Source organism: Kitasatospora sp. NPDC096204 (assembly GCF_044763205.1).
Lineage (GTDB): Bacteria > Actinomycetota > Actinomycetes > Streptomycetales > Streptomycetaceae > Kitasatospora.
The window spans coordinates 48,094-66,077 of sequence record NZ_JBIWFT010000005.1 but is presented as its reverse complement, the minus strand read 5'-3'; the positions used below and the strand labels follow the sequence as shown (position 1 = coordinate 66,077).

Genomic DNA, 17,984 nt, shown 5'->3' with positions numbered 1-17,984 from the left:
GAGACGGCAAAGATCGGCAAGACGCCGCCCAGGACCCGCACCCTCGTTATGATCGCCACCAGTCGCCGGGGAGGAGGGCCCGCGCATGTCCGAGCACACACCCCGGCCGAGCTCCCTGATCCACACCGTCTACGGCGAGTTCGTCCGCCGCCTCGGCGGCTGGATATCCATCGCCGACCTGATCGCCCTGCTGGCCGAACTGGACGTCGACGGCCCGGCCGTCCGCTCGGCGACCTCCCGGCTGAAGAAGGCCGGCATCCTGCTCCAGGAGCGCCGCGCCGCAACGGGTTACCGGCTCGCCGGTGCGATGGAGCCGGTCTTCGAGGAGGGCGACCGGCGGATCTTCCACAGCCTGGAGCCCGCCGCGCTCGCCGACGGCTGGGTGGTGGCGGTCTTCTCGGTGCCCGAGTCCGCCCGCGCCCACCGCCACCAGCTGCGCTCGCGGCTGAGCTGGCTCGGCTTCGGCAACGCCGCCCCCGGGGTCTGGCTGGCGCCCGCCCGGCTGCTGCCGGACGCCCGTCGGCTGCTGGACCGGCTCGGGCTGAGCGCCTACGTCCACCTGTTCCTCTCCGCCGAGTACGCCGGCTTCGCCGATCTCCGTACCGCGGTGGCGGGTTGGTGGGACCTCCCGGCGATCGAGGCGCAGTACGCGGCCTTCTCCGGCGCCTGGCGCCCGGCCGCCGAGGAACTGCGCGGACGGGCCTCGGTCGACCCGGCCGAGGCGTTCCGCGACTTCGTGCCGATGCTCACCCGGTGGCGCCGGCTGCCGTACCTCGACCCGGGGCTGCCGGCGCAGCTGCTGCCCGCCGACTGGAACGCGGTGCCGGCCCGCGCGGTGTTCACCGAGTTGCACGGACTGCTCGCCGAGCCCAGCCTTCGGTACGTGGAGAAGGTCACCGGGCTGTCCCGTTCCCAGGAGCCGCGATGACCGACCCCGCCGACCTGCTGATCCGCGCCGCCGCCGTGCACACCCTGGTGCCCGGCGAGCCGCCCCGCCGGGCGGTCGCCGTCACCGGCGGCCGGATCACCGCCCTCTCCCCCGCGCCCGACGGGCTGGACGCCCTGATCGGCCCGGGCACCGAGGTGGTGGACGCCCCTGGCTCGACCGTGCTGCCGGCCTTCGACGACACCCACACCCATCTGATCCTGGCCGGGCACAGCGTCCACGGCGTGCCGGTGCACCGGGCCCGCGATCTCGCCGGGTTCCTCGGCCTGATCCGGGAGCGCGCCGCCCGTACCCCCGCCGGGGAGTGGATCCACACCACGGTCAACTGGCAGGAGATCCTGCTGGCCGAGCAACGGATGCCCACCACCGGGGAGTTGGACACGGCCACCGCCGACCACCCGGTGCTGGTGCGCCGCGGCGCGTACAACATGGTGCTGAACTCGGCGGCGCTGCGGCTGGCCGGGATCACCGAGGCCACCGAGGCGCCGCCGGGCGGTGTGATCGAACGCGACGAGCACGGCCGGCTCACCGGGCGGCTGATCAACCGGGCGGTCGAGCTGGTCGAGCGGGTGCTGCCGCGTCCCTCCCTCGCGGACCGGATCGAGGGCCTGCGCGCCGCCTCCGCCGAGTTCGCCGCCACCGGGATCGGCACCGTCCGGGACTGCCTGGTGCCGGCCGAGGACCTCGACGTGCTGGACGCCGCCCGGGCCGAGGGCGCGCTGGCCGTCCGGGTCCGGGTGCTGGTCTCCGGTTTCGCCGCCCGGACGCCGGAGCAGGTGGACGCGCTGCTGGACCGGATGGACGACTGGCAGGCCGCGGGCCGGGACGACGACCGACTGCGGCTCTGGGGCGTCAAGTTCGGCATCGACGGCGGTTTCGAGGCGGCGGCAGTGGAGGAGCCGTACCGGGGGCAGCCGTGCTACCACGGCCGGCTGCTCTGGGAGCCGGCCGAGCTGCTCGCGGCGGTGGAACGGGTGGTCGGGCGGGGCCGGCGGGTCGGTGTGCACGCCTGGGGTGACCGCGGACTGCGCGTCCTGCTGGACGTCTTCGAGCAGGTGGTCGCCCGCCACCCCGGCCTGCCGCCCGGCACGCTGGTGGTCGAGCACGGCGGTCTGGCCCGGCCGGAGCTGCGGGCCCGGGCGATCGCCCTCGGCATCCCGGTGACGGTCCAGCACCCGCTGCTGCACGACGGCGCGCTCACCCAGCAGCGGGCCTGGGGCGAGGAGCGCACCGCCGCTGTCTTCCCGCTGCGCGAGTGGCTGGACGAGGGCGCGCTGATCACCGGCGGCTCGGACTTCCCGGTCGGCCCGTACGGCGCGATGGTGTCGGTGTGGGGCATGACCACCCGGGGCACCACGGCCGGCGTGGTCGGCCCGGAGCACGCGATCGGCCGCTCCGAGGCGGTCGCGCTGCACACCGTGAACGCGGCCCGGCTGACCGGCGAGAGCGCGGTGCGCGGCAGCCTGCGGCCGGGGGCGTTCGCCGACCTCACGGTGTGGCCGGTCGATCCGCTGGACTGCCCGGTGGACGCGCTGCGCGAGCTGCGGCCCACCCGGACGATCGTCGACGGGCTTACCACCCACCGGAGTTGACGACCTGTCAGGCCGTCGCGAGCTCCCGCAGGTCGATGCCGCGGTGCAGCGCGCGCAGGTCCTCGTGCAGCGTGGACGGCGGGACGGTGAGCACCCCGCAGCGGGCCCGGCTCAGGCAGCGCCGGGTGACCGAGCGGCGCACCATCCTGCGCAGCCCGACCCGCAGGCCGCCCTGCTCGCCGGTACTGACCACCAGCAGGTCGCCCGGACGGTCGGCGAGCCCGGTCAGCACCGTCGCCGCCTCGCCGCACACGACCAGCGGCCGCACCGGCACGCCGATCGGCAGGCCGCCGAAGGCCTGCTCCAGCACGCCCGCCATCCGCGCCTCGGCCAGTTCCTGCCAGGCGCGCAGCAGCGGCGGGCAGGGCCGGGCGCGGTAGCTGCGCTCGCCGCCGACCGGCGTCCAGGCGAGCACCGGCACCAGGACGGCCTGCCGGGCCCGGGCCTCCTCGGCCGCCCGGTGCAGGGCCGTCAGGCTGTGCAGTGAACCGCTGACTCCGACGATGACGCGGGCGCCGTCCGACATGATCCTTCACTTTCCGATGTCAAAGCTCTTCAATGTCTGCGATTAGGCTGCCACACTCCTTGTTTAGCCTGCAAATCGAAGGTATTCACTGAATATCACCTTGCATCGCCCGGCATATCCATGCCCTGGCCCGACCCACCCCGGCCCGACCCGCCCGGACCCCGGTCGTCCAACGGGCGGACCTCCTGGAGCAGCCCCCAGGTGAAGTCGGCCTCGCACGGGCACGGCCGCCCGTCGGCGTCCGGCACCACGAAGTCCAGCCGGAACCTGGTCGGCGCACTCCCCTCACGCGGCACGGCCTGCGGGAACGCGGCCCCGACGTCACCCACCACGCAACTCCACGGCGCGAGGTCGGCCAGGGTGCGCAGCACGGGGGCCGGTGCGTCCGCCGCCCGCACCAGCCACTCATTGAGCAGCGGCCCGCCGATCTCCGCCGGGCCGAGCAGGATCTCGAAGCGCAGCTCGGGCCAGAGCGGCAGCGTCCACTGCCGGGCGACGCAGACGAGGTCCCCGATCCGGCGCGGGGCGCTCGCCTCGGCCGGCCCGAGCACGGCGGCGTAGCGGGCGGCGCCGCGCGGGAACCGCGGGGCGCGGACCATCGCCTGCCAGCGCTTGTTGGCCTCGCGCATCGACGTCCTGGTGGCGCCGAGCCGCCGCACCGCCTCCTCGACCAGCCCGGGCCGGAAGTCGGCCATCCTGCGCAGCAGCACCAGCTGGAACTCGGTGACCCCGAAGCCGTTGATCGCCATACCCGCAGCCTAGAACCCGCATATTCGAGCATGTGTTCGAATAAAGGCGTACCCTGGCCCCATGCACGGCACCGTCCACCTCCAGCCCTCGCTGTTCGACGACACGGAGCGCGGCGGCGTCCGCCTCGGCCCGCTCGACGGCCTGCGACGGCAGCCGCTCGGCGACGGCGCCTGGCTGGACCTGCTCCCCGGCTGGCTGCACGGGGCGGACGAGCTGTTCGAACAGCTGGCCACCACCGTGCCCTGGCGGGCCGAACGCCGCGAGATGTACGAGCGGACGGTCGACGTCCCGCGCCTGCTGGCCTCCTACCCGGCGCACGCCGAAGCGCCCCACCCGGTACTCGGCCTGGCCCGGGCGGAGCTGAGCCGGCACTACGCCCAGGAGCTGGGCGAGCCCTTCCGCACCCTCGGGCTCTGCTACTACCGGGACGGCCGGGACAGCGTGGCCTGGCACGGCGACCGGATCGGGCGCGGCGCCCGCGAGGACACCATGGTGGCGATCCTCTCCGTCGGCGAGCCGCGCACCCTGGCGCTGCGGCCCCGCACCGGCGGCCCGGCACTCGTCCGCCACCCGCTCGGCCACGGGGACCTGGTGGTGATGGGCGGCTCCTGCCAGCGCACCTGGGAGCACGCGATCCCCAAGACGGCCCGCCCGGTGGGCCCGCGGATCAGCATCCAGTTCCGGCCGCACGGGGTGTCCTAGGGTCACGCACGGGGAGTCCTAGGGTCCCGCACGGGGTGTCCTGAGACATACCCTGCGGGCACCCCGCTTGCCACCCACCCGCCGGGCGCGGAGGCTGGCGGGTGGGGCCGGTGGCGCTCGGCGCTCGCCGGGTACCGAACGCCGGGCCCGCCAGGAGGGCCGCATGCCGAAGCCGGGCAGCTACCACGCCGGGGTCCCGTGCTGGGTCGCGCTCACCACACCGGACCCGGCCCGGGCGCAGGCCTTCTACGGCGCCCTGTTCGACTGGGAGTTCGTCCCGACCACCCCCACCGAGACGGTGGCCACCCGGTACGGCGCCCAGGTCGCGGCCGTCGAACGGGCCCTGCCGGCCGAACCGGCCGCCTGGACCACCTTCCTCGCCTGCCCGGACCCGCTGCGCACCGCCGCCGCCGTCCGGGCCGCCGGCGGGCGCCTCGCCCGCGAGCCGTACGAGGTGCCCGAGCAGGGCCGCGCCGCGCTCGCCGTCGACCCGCTCGGCGCCCGCTTCGGGCTCTGGCGGGCCGGCACCATCGACGGCGCGGGCCTGGTCGACGAGCCGGGCGCGCTCGCCTGGAACGAGCACCTCTCTCCCGACCCCGACGCCGCCCGGGCGTTCTACCGCCGGGTCTTCGGCTACACCTACGACCGGCCGCGGGCGGGCCACGCCCTCGCCCGGGTGGGCGGCCTGCCCGCGTGCAGCATCGGCCCCTCCCGCCCGGGCCAGGGCGCGGGCGCGCGCTGGCTGGTCCACTTCGCGACCGAGGACACCGACCGCACCGTCGACCGGCTGCGCGCCCTCGGCGGCACCGTCGTCTCCGGGCCGGCCCCGGCACCGTACGGCCGCACCGCGCTGGTCCGGGACGACGCCGGCGCGCGGTTCGTGCTCGTCGCCGTCCCGTCCCGCGGTTCCGCGGCGGTGGCCTGAGCCCGGGCCGCCGTCGCCTGCGCCCCCCGGCCCCGGAACCGGCTCCGCTCCTTCCGATCAGTCAACTTGCCTCTGTGGCAAGAACGTTCGACGTGCCCATCGGCGCCCGGGACGATCGGCCCCGCCCGGCCCGCTGTCCGTTGCGACCGCTACCGTGCTGGCATGAGTTCCTTCCTGCGCGCGTACCTGGTCGACCCGGCGGAGCTCCGCGCCCGCGTCGGCAGCGGCAACGACGGGGCGGTCGACGAGGCCCTCGCGTACTTCGGCCCGTCCCTGGACAGGTCCGACGAGTACTTCGCCGACGAGATCGCCCAGGGCGCTCCGACCGCCCGGGAGGCACTGCGCGCCGTGGTGCACGGCGGGCCCTTCTCCGAGGACGAGGACCACGCCTTCCAGTACGGCTACGCCTACCGGCGGCTGTGCTGGCTGGTCGGGCAGCCCCTGGAGGTCGACTCCTTCGGCCCGTTCCGGGGCGACTGGCTGGAGGTCGTGGACGGGGGCCTGAAGGCGTACGGGATCACCGCCGTCTCGGTCGAGGAGTTCCGGTACGGCGGCCTGCCCGACGGACTGCCCCACTGCGACGTGCCCTCCTGCAGCACCTGGTCGGCCGAGGAGTGCCGGACGGCGCTGGACCAGTTCGAGCGGGCCGAGCGCGAAGGCCGCTCCCCCCTGCCGGAACGCGAGGTGGCCGAGGCCGTCGCGGAGGTCGTCGGCTGGCTCCGGCTGGCGCAGCGCTGGAAGGGCGGTCAGATCGTCGGCTTCGTCTCCTGAGGCCGAACGGCCCGGGCCGTCGGCGTGGGCCCCGGACCGCCACGGGAACCGGACCGCCACGGTCCCCCGACGGCTGCGGGAGTCCCGGCCGATGGCGGGGACTCCCGGGTGCGCGGCCCTCGGCCGGCGTCAGTCCTTCACCGCGCCGGCCAGCCCGGAGACCAGCTTGCGCTGTACCGCGATGAAGAAGATCAGCACCGGCACGGTCATCAGCGTGGACGCCGCCATGATGCCGCCCCAGTCGTTCTCGTCCGGCTTGAAGAAGACCAGCAGCGCCGAGGGCAGCGTCTGGTTCTGGGTGGCGCTGATGATGAAGGTCTTGGCGAAGACGAAGTCGTTCCAGGCCGCGATGAAGGAGAACACGCTGGTCGCGGCGAGGCCCGGCGCCACCAGCGGCAGCAGGATCCGCCACAGGATGCGGGTCCGGCTGGCCCCGTCGATCTGCGCCGCCTCCTCGATCGAGACCGGGACGGCCGCGACGAAACCGCGCATCATCCAGATCCCGAACGGCAGCGAGAACGCCAGCTGCACCAGGACCAGCGAGGCCAGGGTGTTCAGCCCGACGCCCGGGGCGAACCGGCCGGCGTCGCGGAACATGAAGAACAGCGGGATGGTCAGCGCCTCGACCGGGATCATCTGGGCGATCAGGAACATCACCATGATGGTGGTGCGGAACCTGAACCGGAACCTGGTCACGGCCACCGCCGCGAGGAAGACCACGATCGCCGACAGCACCACCACCGACAGCGCCACCACCAGGCTGTTCGCGAAGTAGCGGCCGAAGCCGTCCACGCTGAGCACCTGACGGAAGCTGTCCAGCGTGGGGTGGGCGGTCCACGGCCTGGGGTCGAGCGACTGGATCTCGCCCTTGGGCTTGAAGGCCGAGAGCACCATCCAGAAGATCGGGAAGGCGGTGACCACGGCCAGCACGATCGCGCCGGTGTTGGCGGCCAGCCGCCACCGGCCCCGGGTGTTCCGGCGGCCACGGATGGGCCTGGCCGACGCCGGCGCCGCGGCGGCGGCGGCGGGAAGGGAGTTCGCCGGGCTCACAGTTCGTTCCCCGTCCGTCGCAGCGTGCGGATGTACAGGACCGTCGGGATCACCAGGATCAGCAGCATGATCACGCCGATCGCCGCGCCCAGCCCGTACTGCGAGGAGGCGAACGCCTTCTGGTACGCGTACACGTTGAGCACCAGGTTCTGGCCGGCGACGCCGCCGCCCTCGGTCATCACGTAGATCTGGGTGTAGACCTTGAAGTCCCAGATCACCGACTGGATCACCACGACCGTCAGGATCGGCCGCAGCATCGGCGCGGTGATCCGGCGGAAGGTGGTCCAGGTGCCGGCCCCGTCCAGGGCGGCCGCCTCCAGGATCTCCTCCGGGATGGCCCGGATGCCCGCGTAGAGGGTGACCATCACGAACGGGTAGGAGTGCCACACCACCACGGCCCCGACGATCAGGAACGCCGTCCACTTGTCGTAGAACCAGTTGAACTCGTGGAAGCCGGAGAGCCCGAGCCCCTCCAGGGTGTGGTTGACCAGGCCGAGGTTGGTGTCGAAGAGGAAGCTCCACACCGTCGAACCGGTCATCGCCGGCGCCGCCCAGGCGGCCATCGCCGCGGTGGTCAGCACCAGCCGCGGCCACCGGCCGACCCTGGTGAGCAGCACCGCGAGGGTGGCGCCGACGGCCAGGGTGGCGACCACGCAGAACGCGGCGAAGCCGATGGTCTGGACGAGCACCGTCCAGAACTGCTTGTCCTCCAGGATCCTCGTGTAGTTGCCGAAGCCGACGAAGGAGGTCGGGGCGCCGCCGGAGGCCTGGGCCTGCCCGAAGTCCAGGACGGACAGCAGGCCGAGCTGGTAGATCGGGTAGGCGACCAGCGGGATCAGGACGACCGCGGCCGGCAGGAGCAGCAGCAGCGGGGGCCGCCGGCGCCGGCCGCCCGGGGGTGCGGCCGGCGTCCTGCCCCCACGGCGCCGTTGCGGGGAAGGCGGCGCCGGGGCGGTCGGGGTGGATACGGACACGTGCGGGACCTGCTCTCTGAGGCGAACCGGGAGGGGGCCGTCAGTGCGCGGCGAAGGCCGAGGAGATCTGCGCGGCGGCGTCGGCCGAGGCCTTGGCCACGTCCGCCTTGCCGGTGACGACCTGCTGGAGCATCGTCGGGATCACCGCCTGGGCGTCGATCTGCGCCCACGCCTGGTCGAGCGGGACGAACTTCGTGCCGGCCGCGATCGTGTCGGTGAAGGGCTTCAGGAACGTGTCCTTCGCCGCGACCCTGCCGTTGACGGACTTGAGCGTCGGCAGGTTGCCCATCGCGTCGTACATCTGCTCCTGGTACCCGGGGCTCGCCAGCAGCTGCGCGAACTCGACCGCCAGCGTGCGGTGCTTGGCCGCCTTCATCACGCCCAGGTTGTTGCCGCCGGCGAAGGCCGGGGCGATCGAGCCGGGCTTCTCGCCGGGCAGCGGCACCACGCCGTACTTGCCCTTGACCGCGCCCGCGTCCACCTTGCTGCGGGCGGAGTTGGGCATCAGCGCCATCGCGGACTTGCCGGCCGCGAACAGGTCGATGATCTTGCCGCCGGTCAGGTCCGCGCACTGCTGGGCGGGGCAGCCGTCCGCGCCGAACAGGTCGGTGTAGCGCTTGATCCCGGCCTGCGAGGCGGGCGAGTCGATCGCGGCCTTGAACGTGGAGCCGTCCTTGGTGGCGATGTCGCCGCCCGCGTCCCAGACGAAGGGCAGCGCGCCGAAGGTGTACTTGCCGCCGACGGCGATGCCGAAGGTGTCCGGGTGCGCGGCGTGGACCTTCCGGTTGGCGGCGACCAACTCGGCGTACGAGGTCGGCGGGGTGAGGCCGGCCTCGGTGAACAGGTCGGTGCGGTAGTACAGCGCGCGCACGCCGACCCACCAGGGCAGGCCGTACGTCTTGCCGTCGACGACGGCGGTCCTGGCGATCGCCGGGTCGAGGTCTCCCTTGTCCTGCCACCTGTCCAGGTCGGCGGAGATGTCGGCGAGGCCGCCGGCGGCGACGTAGCCGGGCAGGTCGGTGTTGCCGAACTCGACCAGGTCGGGGGCGCTGTTCGGGTCGTTGAACGCGCCCTTCATCTTGGCCGCACGGGCCGAGGCGTCGGTGTCGATGTAGCTGACGTTGACGGTGACGCCCTGGTGGGAGGCCTGGAACTCGGTCACGGCCTTGGCGATCACGGCCTCCTTGGCCGCGTTGCCCGCCTCGCTGTACAGCCAGACCTGCAAGGTGCCGGTCCGGTCGTCGGCGGCCTTGCCGCCCACCGACGAGGCGGTGCCGGGGGCACAGGCGGTGGCGGCCAGGCAGCCGGCGGCGAGCACGACGGCTGCGGCGGTCCGTCCGATGAGTCGCATGGTGGAGACCTCCCCTCCCGACAGCTGCCGCCGAGACGTCCGCCGCCGGGGACGGGCACGTCGAAGCAGGCCCTGACCGGGGCCGATGGTGGGTGAAGTGGTGGGGGTACGGCAGGGCGCAGCGCTCGGGTGGGGCGACGTCGCCTGCTCGATGGCAGGGACGTTAGGCGGGGGCGATCGGCGCCAACAAGGGGGAGTTGGTGAAAGTTTTGCACTGCACAACGTTGTGTCGAGGATGCGGCGATCAGGCCGTGAACGGGTACGTTCTGACAACCGCCGCCGACCAGCGGGGGAACACCGCCGGAACAACACCAGGGAACGGACCCATGACGGAGACGGCGCCCAAGAAATCCGCGACCGAACGCAACCAGTCCTCCTCGCTGCGCCGCGCGCTCGCCGTCCTCGGCTACGTCCGCGACCACGGCGACGGGCGCGGCGTCCCGCTCGCCCAGCTCGCCGACGGACTCGGCCTCAACAAGAGCACCGTGCTGCGGCTGGCGGGCCCCCTGCTGGACGAGCACCTCCTCGACCGGGACCGCGAGACCGGCTGGTTCCGGCTCGGCCACGGCTCGCTGCGGCTCGGTCAGGCCTACCTGACCACCCTCGACCTGCGCAGCGTCGCCGCCGAGCACCTGCGCCGGCTCCAGCGCGAGGCGGGCGAGACCGTCCACCTGACCGTCTGGCAGGCCCCCGGCATCGTCTACCTGGACAAGGTCGAGGACGAGACCAACGTCCGGATGGCGTCCCGGGTCGGCAGCCGGGCCCCCGCCTACTGCACCGCCACCGGGAAGGCGATCCTCGCCTGGCTGCCCGAGGAGGCCGTCGCCGAGGTGGTCGCGGCCGGCCTGCGCCCGGTGACGGCCTGGACCATCGCCGACGAGCCCCGGCTGCGCGCCGACCTGGCCCGGATCCGCGCCCGCGGCTACTCGATCGACGACCGGGAGAACGAGCCCGAGGTCCGCTGCGTCGCCGCCCCGATCTTCGACCACACCGGCGAGGTCACCGCCGCCCTGTCCGTCTCCGGCCTCACCTCACGGATGACCGCCGCCCGGGTCCGCGCCCTCGGGCCGGTCGTCGCCCAGGTCGGCCTGCGGATCTCCCGGGAGCTGGGCTCCGACCGCCAGCCGTCCTGATTCCGCTTCCTCCCGGAAACGCGGACGGGGCCCGGCGCCGATTCCTCGGCACCGGACCCCGTCCGTTCTGGAGCGCCAGGCCCGGATCGCACGGACTCTCCCTACTGAAAGTAGGGCGTGCTCTGGTAGCACCACTGACGCCTGACGAGGAATCACTCCCTCGCGACGAGAAGTACAGTAGCAGCCCCGTGATCATTCACCGAATCGGAGGGGAATCCCGGATGACGAGCACTCGGCTCCAGGTGGTTCCGTACGCCGCCGGGCGGCTGATGGACGTCCACGTTCCGGCCGCCGGCACCACCGGGGCGGCCCCCTCGGTACTGCTCTGGCACGGCCGCGGCCCGAACGAGCGTGACGTGCTGCGGCCGTTGGCCCGGGAGGCCGCCGGGCTGGGGCTGCTGGTGTTCGTTCCGGACTGGGACGCCGGGCAGCCGGACGGCGGCCGTGCCGAACTGCTCGCCTCCCTGGCCGGGGCCCGCCGGGCCGCCGCCGGGCACGGCGGGGATCCGGCGCGCTTCGTGCTGGCCGGCTGGTCGCTGGGCGGCCGCGAGGCGATCGCCGTGGCCACCCACCCCGACACCCCCGCCGGGCTGCGCCCAGGCGCCGCCGTCGGCATCGCCTCGCACTACTCGGCCGCGGCCGTCACCACCGGCGACGCCCCGCTCGACCACCTGTCGGCCGCCCGCTCCCCCGTCCCGCTCCGGTTGGTCCACGGCACGGCGGACGAGATCGTCGACGTGGAGCACACCCGGCGGTTGAGCGCTGCCCTGACAAAGCAGATGTCGGCGGCACGGACCCTCGAACTCCCCACGGACCACGCCGGCGTCGTGATGACCGCCTACTCCCCCGAGGCCCGCCGCTGCCTCCCGGCCACGGACGCCGCCACCCTGGCCGCCGGCCGCCGGACCGCCGCCGTCCTCGCCGAGGCGGCCGGGCTGCCCTAGGGATTGCCGAAGACACCCCGGCCGCCGTCCCCCGCCGCCAACTCCCGCAGCCCGTGGCCGCGTTGGAGGGCCTCCAGATCCCGCTGCAACGGCGGCTGCGGGACGGCCAGGACGGGGCAGGTGGCGTGCCGGACGCAGTAGGCGGCGACCGAGGGGTGCACCAGTCGGGCGAGACGGCCGCGCTCCCGTCCGGCGCCGAGGACGAGCAGGTCCCCGGGCCGGTCGGCGCACCGCACCAGGGTGTGGCCGGTGTCGCCGCGGACGGCCTGGCAGCGCAGCCGGACGCCCGCGTGGCGGCCGGCGAAGGCCTCGTCGAGGGCCTGCCGCAGCCGGGCCACGGCGGCGTCGCGGCCGGCGTCGACCACCGGCGGGCACGGGGTGCGGCGGTAGCCGAGTTCGTCGCCGGGCGGGGTCCAGCAGAGCACCGCGAGCACCTCGGTGTCCGTCCGGCGGGCTTCGGTCACCGCGTGGTGCAGCGCGGCGAGGCTGCCGAGCGAGCCGCTGACACCGACCACGATCCGGCCGTCGTCCGCACCGCTGTCCCTCATGGCCCCGCTCCCGCCTCTCCGTCCGCCCGCGCGTCCGGGTGCCCGTGCACCGGACCGCGCCGAACCGGACCGCGCCGGTTCCACCCCAGCAAAGCGGCCCGCGCCCCCGCGGCTCCGGCCCGTTGACGCGGCTCTGACGCGGCGGTGGCGCTTCCGTACGCGTCCCTGATGCCTGTGCGCGCTCTGGTGCCGCGGGTGCTCAGGCCTGCGGCGGCTCCGCCTCCCAGAGGTCCGCGAACATCCGGTCCAGGTGCTCCTCGCCGATCGGCGGGACCGGCAGCGGGTGGCCGGCCTCGGCGCGGAAGCCGTCGAGCAGGAGCGCGAGGTAGCGGCGCCAGAGGTCGGGGCGCAGCTCGGTGGCGGCGGGCAGGGCGCGGCAGAGCGGGCCGAGGAGGAAGAGCAGGTCCATGGTGACCACGTCGCGGCGCATGGTGCCCTGGTCCTGGGCGCGGGCGATCAGGGCGCCGACGGTGGCGGCGTGCCGACGGCTGATCTCGGTCATTCCGGGGATGGTCGGGATGGCCTGGGTGACCAGGTCGTTGATGCCCCGGTCGGCGGCGACCAGCTCGAAGATCCACCCGAAGTACCGTTCGAGGCCGCTCCAGGCGTCCTCGGCGGCGAGCGCCTCCTCGCCCGCGGCGGCCAGTCCGCCCCCGGCGTCCGCGAACACCTCGCCCACCAGCGCCTCGCGGGTGGGGAAGTGCCGGTACAGGGTGGCGTTGCCCACCCCGGCCTCCTTGGCGATCTGGTCCAACGGCACGTCCAGGCCGTGTCGGGAGAACATGTCGCGGGCGGCGGCGAGCAGCAGGTCCCGGTTGCGCTGCGCGTCCCGCCGGAGCCGCCCCGGGGGGTTCGCGCTGCTCGGTGGTGCCATGCCCCCGACCCTAGGGCGTGTCTGACGACTCGCGCCAGGCGGGGCCGCCCACCACGCTCGCGGGTACCGCCCGCCCCGCCGGCCGGGGCCCTCAACTACCCTCTGGGATCGGCACGATCCACGGAACGCGGACGGCAAGGGGGCGGCAGGACGATGGCCACGGTGACGGAGCTGCGGTACTACCCGGTGAAGGGGTGCGCCGCGGTGGCGGCCGCGCAGGCGGAGCTCACCCCGGCGGGGCTGGCCCACGACCGGGCGTTCATGGTGGTGGACGAGGAGGGCGTGTTCCGCTCCCAGCGCCTGGATCCGGCGCTGGCCACCGTCCGACCGACGGTGGCGGAGGACGGCCGTACGCTGACGCTGGCCGCCACGGGGGTGGAGCCGGTGTCGTTCGCGGTGGACGCCGAGGGTCCGCGCCGCGCGGTGCGGCTGTTCAAGCTGCCGCTCCTCGGCATCGACCAGGGCGAGGAGGCCGCCGGCTGGCTCTCCGAGGTGCTGGGTGCGCGCAGCCGGCTGGTCCGGGTGCCGCCGGAGCACGACCGGGTGACCGACGGGCTGGTCCCGGGCACCTCGGGCTACGCGGACAGCTGCGCGGTGCACATGCTGTCGCGCGCCTCGCTGGAGCGCTTCGACGAGCTCTCCGGTGTCCGGCCGATGCCGGTGGACCGGTTCCGCCCGAACGTGGTGGTGGACGGCTGGAGCGAGCCGCACACCGAGGACCTGGTCCGCCGGGTCGAGGTGGGCGGGGCCGAACTGGCTTATGCGAAGCTCGCGATCCGCTGCGCGGTGACGCTGGTGGACCAGGACCGGGGCACCAAGGCGGGCCCGGAGCCGCTGCGCACGCTGGCCCGGTACCGCCGGGCGGCGGCCGGCGGGGTGGCATTCGGCAGCAAGTTCGCGGTGCTGCGGCCCGGCACGCTGCGGGTGGGGGACGAGCTGACGGTGGGGGCCTGGGGGCCGTCCGAGCTCTGAATCCGGCCGCGGCTGCCACGCTGCCGCGGCGGCCGCGGCCGGGCGGCGGGAACTCAGCAGGTCTGGTCGATCAGGCGGAACGTGGCGTAGTGGTCGCCGGTGTAGTAGTCCTCCTGGTAGGCCTGACCGGTCACGATCCGGCGGGCGCCGCGGGTCGGGGAGCCCGGGGTGATGACGGTGTACTCGTGGTAGTAGCCGTAGGACTCACTGGGCAGGACGCCCTCCCGGTTCTGGAAGACGACGCCGTCCTGGGAGTAGGGGAACGGCCCGTCGGAGGCGATCAGGTCGAGGGTGTCGGTGGCCTGCGGCGGGAGGGCGGAGAGGCAGACCGAGCCGCTCACGTCGGCGTGCGCGTCGGTGGCGACGGCGACCGGGGCGAGGGTCATCAGGGCGACGGCGGTGACGGCGGCGGCGCGGGACTTCCACGCGCGTAGAGTGCGAGTCATGTCCACCAGTGTGGCGAGACACCGTCAACTCCGGAAGCCTTCAGGGAAACTATTAACCAGCGAGTAACTACCCTTTACCCAAGGGGACTTGAGCTGTACGCAAGCTGCCTGCGGCCACCCCTCGAACCGACCGCGGAACGCCCACGAACCGACCGCCCGGCGCAGGGGTCGACCGCCGTCGAACTTGCGCCGCGGCCGTCCCACGCGCCGGTCCGGGCCTCGCCGCGCCCGGACCGCACCGCATAGAGTGACGGATCACGGCGGGCCGGACGATCTCTGACGGGGTGGACATGGGTACGGGCTCGGGCACGGCACTGACGGCCCACCAGTTGATCGGACTACTGGTCGACCCGGGCGGCTTCCGCGGCTGGGACGAGCCGCCGGCCGTCGACCGGGCCGACCCCGGCTACCGGGCCTCGCTCGACCGCGCCCGCGAGCGCACCGGCCTGGACGAGGCGGTCCTCACCGGCGTCGGCCTGATCGACGGCCGGCCGGTCGCCCTGGTCGCCTCCGAGTTCGGCTTCCTCGGCGGCTCGATCGGCGTCGCCACCGCCGAGCGGATCACCCGCGCCGTCGAACGCGCCACCGCCGAACGGCTGCCGCTGCTCGCCCTGCCGGTCTCCGGCGGGACGCGGATGCAGGAGGGCTCCGCGGCCTTCCTCTGCATGCTGCGGATCACCGCCGCCGTCCAGGCCCACCGCGCCGCCGGCCTCCCCTACCTCACCTATCTGCGCAACCCCACCATGGGCGGGGTCTTCGCCTCCTGGGGAACGCTCGGGCAACTGGTCCTCGCCGAGCCGGGCGCCCGGCTCGGGTTCCTCGGCCCGCGCGTGTACGAGGAACTGCGCGGCGTGGAGCTGCCGCCGGACGTCCAGCGGGCCGAGACGCTCGCCGGTCAGGGGCTGGTGGACGCCGTCGTACCGCCGCAGGAGCTGCGCGAGCTGCTCCGCCGTACGCTCGCCGTCCTCGCCGCCACGCCGCCCTCCCCTCCTACGGCACCGGCGTCTCCCACGGCGCCGGCGTCCCCTCCTACGGCAGCGGCGTCCCCTCCTACGGAGCCCGCGCGCACGCCGGGAGACCCCGACGCCTGGGACTCGGTCCGCCGCACCCGCCGCCCGGACCGCCCGGGCACCCGCGAGCTGCTGCGGCACACCACCGAGGAGCTCGTCCTGCTGGACGCCCCCGGCGGCCGTGACGGCGCGCTGGTCCGGGCGCTGGCCGTGCTCGGCGGGCGGCCCGTCCTGGTCGTCGGCCAGCAGCGGCAGACCCCGGACCACGATCGCCCCTTCACCGCCGCCGACCTGCGGGCCGTACGGCGCACCGCCCACCTGGCCGAGCAGCTCGGGCTGCCGCTGGTCACCGTGGTGGACACGGCGGGCGCCGAGCTGTCCGCCGAGGCCGAGCTGGAGGGCATCGCGGTGGAGATCGCCCACTGCCTGACCACCCTGCTCGCGCTGCGCACGCCCGTCCTGGCCGTGCTGCTCGGCCAGGGCTCGGGCGGCGGGGCGCTCGCCCTGCTCCCGGCGGACCGGGTGATCGCCGCCGAGCACGCCTGGCTGGCGCCGCTGCCGCCGGAGGGCGCCTCGGCGATCGTCCACCGGGACGGCGCGCACGCCGCCGAGCTGGCCCGCTCCCAGGGGATCGGGGCGCGTCACCTGGCCGAGGTCGGGCTGGTCGACGAGGTGGTCCCGGAGCTGCCGGACGCCGCCGAGGAGCCGGAGGCCTTCTGCACCCGGCTCGGGCAGGCCGTCGGTGCGGCGCTGGGCACCCTGGCGGCGGCCACCGAAGCGGACCGGCTCGCGGCTCGCGCCCACCGGCACCGGCGGCTGGGCGACCTGCGCTGAGGAGAGCCTCCTGACCACCGCGGTGTGGCCCCGGTCTCGGGGTGACGGTGTGGCGCCGGTCTCAGCGCCGGGTTGATCGTCTGTACCCACCGTGCCGCGCCCGGGCCGGCGCGTGACGCCCGCCGGGCCCCGCACGGTGAGTGCGCTCACACGTGATCAACCACCACGACGGGCGGTAGTAGACGGCTCCGGAGCGCCCGCGCCTCCCCCGTGCCCGTGCGTTCGCGCAGCTCAGCGCCGATCGGAGCGCCGCGCGCGAGCGCGCTTTCGAATCCACGGCGGGCCGTTCCGTACGACCGTGAGTCGTACCGAGGGGGTCTTGGCGACGGCCCGCCCGGTCTGCCAACAATGGCTCCGTCGTCAGCCGCACCGGCTCCTGTCCCGCCGGTGAACGGCGTGCTGCCGAAATCGCTCCCCGTGACCTTCCGGCCCCTGTCCGGCCGTGGTCCTGGGCGGGGAGCGATCCGGCCCAACCCGATTGAGGTCCTGTTCTTCATGCCCGCTTTCAAGTTCCGTAAGCGCACCTCCGCCGCGATTCTCGCCGGCGCCGCCGGTCTGACCGCCCTGGGCGCGGGTGTCATGCCCGCCACCGCGAACGCCGCCACCGCCTCCCCGCAGGCGATCGCCGCCCAGATCGTGCCGGCCAACCAGCTGGCGTCGTTCAGCCAGATCATCTCCCACGAGTCGAGCTGGAACGTGACCGCGACCAACCCGAGCTCGGGCGCGTACGGCCTGGCGCAGGCGCTGCCGGGCTCCAAGATGGCCTCGCACGGCTCGGACTGGAAGACCAACCCGACCACCCAGATCAAGTGGGCGCTGGACTACATGAACACCCGCTACGGCAGCCCGAACGCCGCCTGGAACTTCTGGCAGTCCCACCACTGGTACTAAGCCGACCCATCGGCTCACCGAACCCCGCCCGTGACCTGACCACTCCCCCACACCCCGGGGGTCGGACAGGGGCCACCGGGGTGCCCGAGAGGGCCCGGACCCGCGCGACCCGCGTGGTCCGGGCCCTCTCGTGGTTCCCGGGCGGCCCGGGTGTGTCTCCCCGGGCGGCCCGGGTGTGGCTCTCCGGGCGGCCCGGATGGTCCGTACGTGCCCGGATGGTCCGTACGTGGACTACAGCTCGCCGGTGAGCCCGAGCAGCTCGCGCATCCGCGCGTACTTGGCGGTCAGCCGCTCGGCGGTCGCCGGGTCCAGCGTGGCGAGGCGGGCCGGATCGGAGTTGTGCGCCAGGTCCGCGCGCTTGACCAGCAGCGCGCCCGGCGTGCCCAGGATGCGCGCGGTGTACTCCTCGACCGGCTCGTCCGGGCGCCGGGTGAGCGCGTCCACGATCGCCTTGGTCTCCCGCGGCAGCGCGGCGCCGGCCAGCCACTCCCGGCTCAGCCGGTCGTCCTCGACGGTGTCGTGCAGCCAGCCCGCCGCGATCTGCGCGTCGCTGCCGCCGCGCACCGCGGTCCCGCGGGCGACCGCCGCGATGTGCTCGCCGTACGGGTGGCCGTTCTTGTCCACCTGCCCCTGGTGGGCCCGGCGTGCGATCGCCTCCACCTCGGACAGGCTCAGGTACTGGTCCTCCATCGGCTCATCGTAGGCCCGGGCGGCCGGCCTGACCCGGGGGGCCTGGCCCCGGTAC

The 17,984-nt window shown here is 74.4% G+C and carries 19 protein-coding genes; 10 read left to right on the top strand and 9 right to left on the bottom strand.

What is annotated here, in order from left to right; genetic code table 11:
• Positions 1–85 precede the first annotated feature (85 nt).
• A complete protein-coding gene (locus ACIQ87_RS07320) occupies positions 86–928 on the top strand; it encodes a PaaX family transcriptional regulator C-terminal domain-containing protein (RefSeq protein WP_402402872.1) in 843 nt (280 codons plus the stop codon).
• Entirely contained in the window at positions 925–2,538 is a 1,614-nt protein-coding gene (locus tag ACIQ87_RS07315; RefSeq protein ID WP_402402869.1) for an amidohydrolase, read from the top strand. The genes ACIQ87_RS07320 and ACIQ87_RS07315 overlap by 4 nt, the downstream gene beginning before the upstream one ends.
• A gap of 7 nt (positions 2,539–2,545) precedes the next feature.
• Here ACIQ87_RS07315 and ACIQ87_RS07310 read toward each other — a convergent pair whose 3' ends face one another.
• Both ACIQ87_RS07310 and ACIQ87_RS07305 read right to left on the bottom strand, forming a co-directional pair.
• Entirely contained in the window at positions 2,546–3,064 is a 519-nt protein-coding gene (locus ACIQ87_RS07310) for a universal stress protein (RefSeq protein ID WP_402402867.1), read from the bottom strand.
• Between the two features lie 95 nt (positions 3,065–3,159).
• Entirely contained in the window at positions 3,160–3,813 is a 654-nt protein-coding gene (locus ACIQ87_RS07305) for a hypothetical protein (protein WP_402402864.1), read from the bottom strand.
• A gap of 61 nt (positions 3,814–3,874) precedes the next feature.
• Between ACIQ87_RS07305 and ACIQ87_RS07300 the strand changes: the two genes are divergently transcribed.
• From ACIQ87_RS07300 to ACIQ87_RS07290, 3 genes are all read left to right on the top strand, one after another.
• Positions 3,875–4,516 (top strand): alpha-ketoglutarate-dependent dioxygenase AlkB, encoded by a 642-nt coding sequence (locus ACIQ87_RS07300; protein WP_402402862.1) that lies wholly within the window; start codon positions 3,875–3,877, stop codon positions 4,514–4,516.
• A 163-nt stretch (positions 4,517–4,679) separates the two neighbouring features.
• Positions 4,680–5,441: a VOC family protein gene (locus tag ACIQ87_RS07295; RefSeq protein WP_402402859.1), complete on the top strand. Its 762-nt coding sequence runs from the start codon at positions 4,680–4,682 to the stop codon at positions 5,439–5,441.
• 162 nt (positions 5,442–5,603) lie between these two features.
• Positions 5,604–6,212 (top strand): hypothetical protein, encoded by a 609-nt coding sequence (locus tag ACIQ87_RS07290; RefSeq protein ID WP_402402856.1) that lies wholly within the window; start codon positions 5,604–5,606, stop codon positions 6,210–6,212.
• Positions 6,213–6,341: 129 nt separating this feature from the next.
• Here ACIQ87_RS07290 and ACIQ87_RS07285 read toward each other — a convergent pair whose 3' ends face one another.
• Genes ACIQ87_RS07285 through ACIQ87_RS07275 form a run of 3 tightly spaced genes read right to left on the bottom strand, consistent with a single transcriptional unit; the run spans position 6,342 to position 9,587 of the window.
• Positions 6,342–7,202 carry a carbohydrate ABC transporter permease gene (locus tag ACIQ87_RS07285; protein ID WP_402403357.1) on the bottom strand — a complete coding sequence of 287 codons (861 nt, stop codon included), beginning with the start codon at positions 7,200–7,202 and terminating at the stop codon, positions 6,342–6,344.
• A 56-nt stretch (positions 7,203–7,258) separates the two neighbouring features.
• On the bottom strand, positions 7,259–8,236 hold the full coding sequence (locus ACIQ87_RS07280) for a carbohydrate ABC transporter permease (RefSeq protein WP_402402853.1): 978 nt from the start codon (positions 8,234–8,236) through the stop codon (positions 7,259–7,261).
• A 40-nt stretch (positions 8,237–8,276) separates the two neighbouring features.
• Positions 8,277–9,587 (bottom strand): extracellular solute-binding protein, encoded by a 1,311-nt coding sequence (locus ACIQ87_RS07275; RefSeq protein ID WP_402402850.1) that lies wholly within the window; start codon positions 9,585–9,587, stop codon positions 8,277–8,279.
• Positions 9,588–9,913: 326 nt separating this feature from the next.
• Between ACIQ87_RS07275 and ACIQ87_RS07270 the strand changes: the two genes are divergently transcribed.
• Together ACIQ87_RS07270 and ACIQ87_RS07265 are read left to right on the top strand one after the other, a co-directional pair.
• On the top strand, positions 9,914–10,720 hold the full coding sequence (locus ACIQ87_RS07270) for an IclR family transcriptional regulator (protein WP_392876345.1): 807 nt from the start codon (positions 9,914–9,916) through the stop codon (positions 10,718–10,720).
• A gap of 221 nt (positions 10,721–10,941) precedes the next feature.
• Entirely contained in the window at positions 10,942–11,664 is a 723-nt protein-coding gene (locus tag ACIQ87_RS07265) for an alpha/beta hydrolase family protein (RefSeq protein WP_402402847.1), read from the top strand.
• Here the strand turns inward: ACIQ87_RS07265 and ACIQ87_RS07260 are convergent.
• Together ACIQ87_RS07260 and ACIQ87_RS07255 are read right to left on the bottom strand one after the other, a co-directional pair.
• Positions 11,661–12,212 carry a universal stress protein gene (locus ACIQ87_RS07260; protein ID WP_402402844.1) on the bottom strand — a complete coding sequence of 184 codons (552 nt, stop codon included), beginning with the start codon at positions 12,210–12,212 and terminating at the stop codon, positions 11,661–11,663. The genes ACIQ87_RS07265 and ACIQ87_RS07260 overlap by 4 nt on opposite strands.
• Before the next feature lie 199 nt (positions 12,213–12,411).
• Positions 12,412–13,086: a TetR/AcrR family transcriptional regulator gene (locus ACIQ87_RS07255; protein WP_402402842.1), complete on the bottom strand. Its 675-nt coding sequence runs from the start codon at positions 13,084–13,086 to the stop codon at positions 12,412–12,414.
• A 153-nt stretch (positions 13,087–13,239) separates the two neighbouring features.
• On the opposite strand from ACIQ87_RS07255, the gene ACIQ87_RS07250 reads away from it, so the two are divergent.
• Positions 13,240–14,058, top strand: coding sequence for an MOSC domain-containing protein (locus ACIQ87_RS07250; RefSeq protein ID WP_402402839.1), 819 nt, complete (start codon positions 13,240–13,242; stop codon positions 14,056–14,058).
• A gap of 53 nt (positions 14,059–14,111) precedes the next feature.
• Here ACIQ87_RS07250 and ACIQ87_RS07245 read toward each other — a convergent pair whose 3' ends face one another.
• Complete coding sequence (locus tag ACIQ87_RS07245; protein WP_402402837.1) at positions 14,112–14,504, bottom strand: ribonuclease; 393 nt, start codon at positions 14,502–14,504, stop codon at positions 14,112–14,114.
• Between the two features lie 290 nt (positions 14,505–14,794).
• Between ACIQ87_RS07245 and ACIQ87_RS07240 the strand changes: the two genes are divergently transcribed.
• A complete protein-coding gene (locus ACIQ87_RS07240; protein ID WP_402403354.1) occupies positions 14,795–16,348 on the top strand; it encodes a carboxyl transferase domain-containing protein in 1,554 nt (517 codons plus the stop codon).
• Positions 16,349–16,843: 495 nt separating this feature from the next.
• Positions 16,844–17,239, top strand: a complete 396-nt coding sequence (locus tag ACIQ87_RS07235; protein WP_402402834.1) for a transglycosylase SLT domain-containing protein — start codon at positions 16,844–16,846, stop codon at positions 17,237–17,239.
• A gap of 231 nt (positions 17,240–17,470) precedes the next feature.
• Here ACIQ87_RS07235 and ACIQ87_RS07230 read toward each other — a convergent pair whose 3' ends face one another.
• Positions 17,471–17,929, bottom strand: a complete 459-nt coding sequence (locus tag ACIQ87_RS07230; RefSeq protein ID WP_402402832.1) for an HD domain-containing protein — start codon at positions 17,927–17,929, stop codon at positions 17,471–17,473.
• Positions 17,930–17,984 lie beyond the last annotated feature (55 nt).

Excerpts from the sequence above, each read along its gene's own strand:
- ACIQ87_RS07310 (WP_402402867.1), bottom strand. The coding sequence starts at position 3,064 with ATGTCGGACGGCGCCCGCGTCATCGTCGGAGTCAGCGGTTCACTGCAC.
- ACIQ87_RS07295 (WP_402402859.1), top strand. The coding sequence starts at position 4,680 with ATGCCGAAGCCGGGCAGCTACCACGCCGGGGTCCCGTGCTGGGTCGCG.
- ACIQ87_RS07265 (WP_402402847.1), top strand. The coding sequence starts at position 10,942 with ATGACGAGCACTCGGCTCCAGGTGGTTCCGTACGCCGCCGGGCGGCTG.
- ACIQ87_RS07255 (WP_402402842.1), bottom strand. The coding sequence starts at position 13,086 with ATGGCACCACCGAGCAGCGCGAACCCCCCGGGGCGGCTCCGGCGGGAC.
- ACIQ87_RS07315 (WP_402402869.1), top strand. The coding sequence starts at position 925 with ATGACCGACCCCGCCGACCTGCTGATCCGCGCCGCCGCCGTGCACACC.
- ACIQ87_RS07235 (WP_402402834.1), top strand. The coding sequence starts at position 16,844 with ATGCCCGCTTTCAAGTTCCGTAAGCGCACCTCCGCCGCGATTCTCGCC.
- ACIQ87_RS07245 (WP_402402837.1), bottom strand. The coding sequence starts at position 14,504 with ATGACTCGCACTCTACGCGCGTGGAAGTCCCGCGCCGCCGCCGTCACC.
- ACIQ87_RS07260 (WP_402402844.1), bottom strand. The coding sequence starts at position 12,212 with ATGAGGGACAGCGGTGCGGACGACGGCCGGATCGTGGTCGGTGTCAGC.
- ACIQ87_RS07320 (WP_402402872.1), top strand. The coding sequence starts at position 86 with ATGTCCGAGCACACACCCCGGCCGAGCTCCCTGATCCACACCGTCTAC.
- ACIQ87_RS07250 (WP_402402839.1), top strand. The coding sequence starts at position 13,240 with ATGGCCACGGTGACGGAGCTGCGGTACTACCCGGTGAAGGGGTGCGCC.
- ACIQ87_RS07230 (WP_402402832.1), bottom strand. The coding sequence starts at position 17,929 with ATGGAGGACCAGTACCTGAGCCTGTCCGAGGTGGAGGCGATCGCACGC.
- ACIQ87_RS07275 (WP_402402850.1), bottom strand. The coding sequence starts at position 9,587 with ATGCGACTCATCGGACGGACCGCCGCAGCCGTCGTGCTCGCCGCCGGC.
- ACIQ87_RS07270 (WP_392876345.1), top strand. The coding sequence starts at position 9,914 with ATGACGGAGACGGCGCCCAAGAAATCCGCGACCGAACGCAACCAGTCC.
- ACIQ87_RS07290 (WP_402402856.1), top strand. The coding sequence starts at position 5,604 with ATGAGTTCCTTCCTGCGCGCGTACCTGGTCGACCCGGCGGAGCTCCGC.
- ACIQ87_RS07305 (WP_402402864.1), bottom strand. The coding sequence starts at position 3,813 with ATGGCGATCAACGGCTTCGGGGTCACCGAGTTCCAGCTGGTGCTGCTG.
- ACIQ87_RS07300 (WP_402402862.1), top strand. The coding sequence starts at position 3,875 with ATGCACGGCACCGTCCACCTCCAGCCCTCGCTGTTCGACGACACGGAG.
- ACIQ87_RS07240 (WP_402403354.1), top strand. The coding sequence starts at position 14,795 with ATGGGTACGGGCTCGGGCACGGCACTGACGGCCCACCAGTTGATCGGA.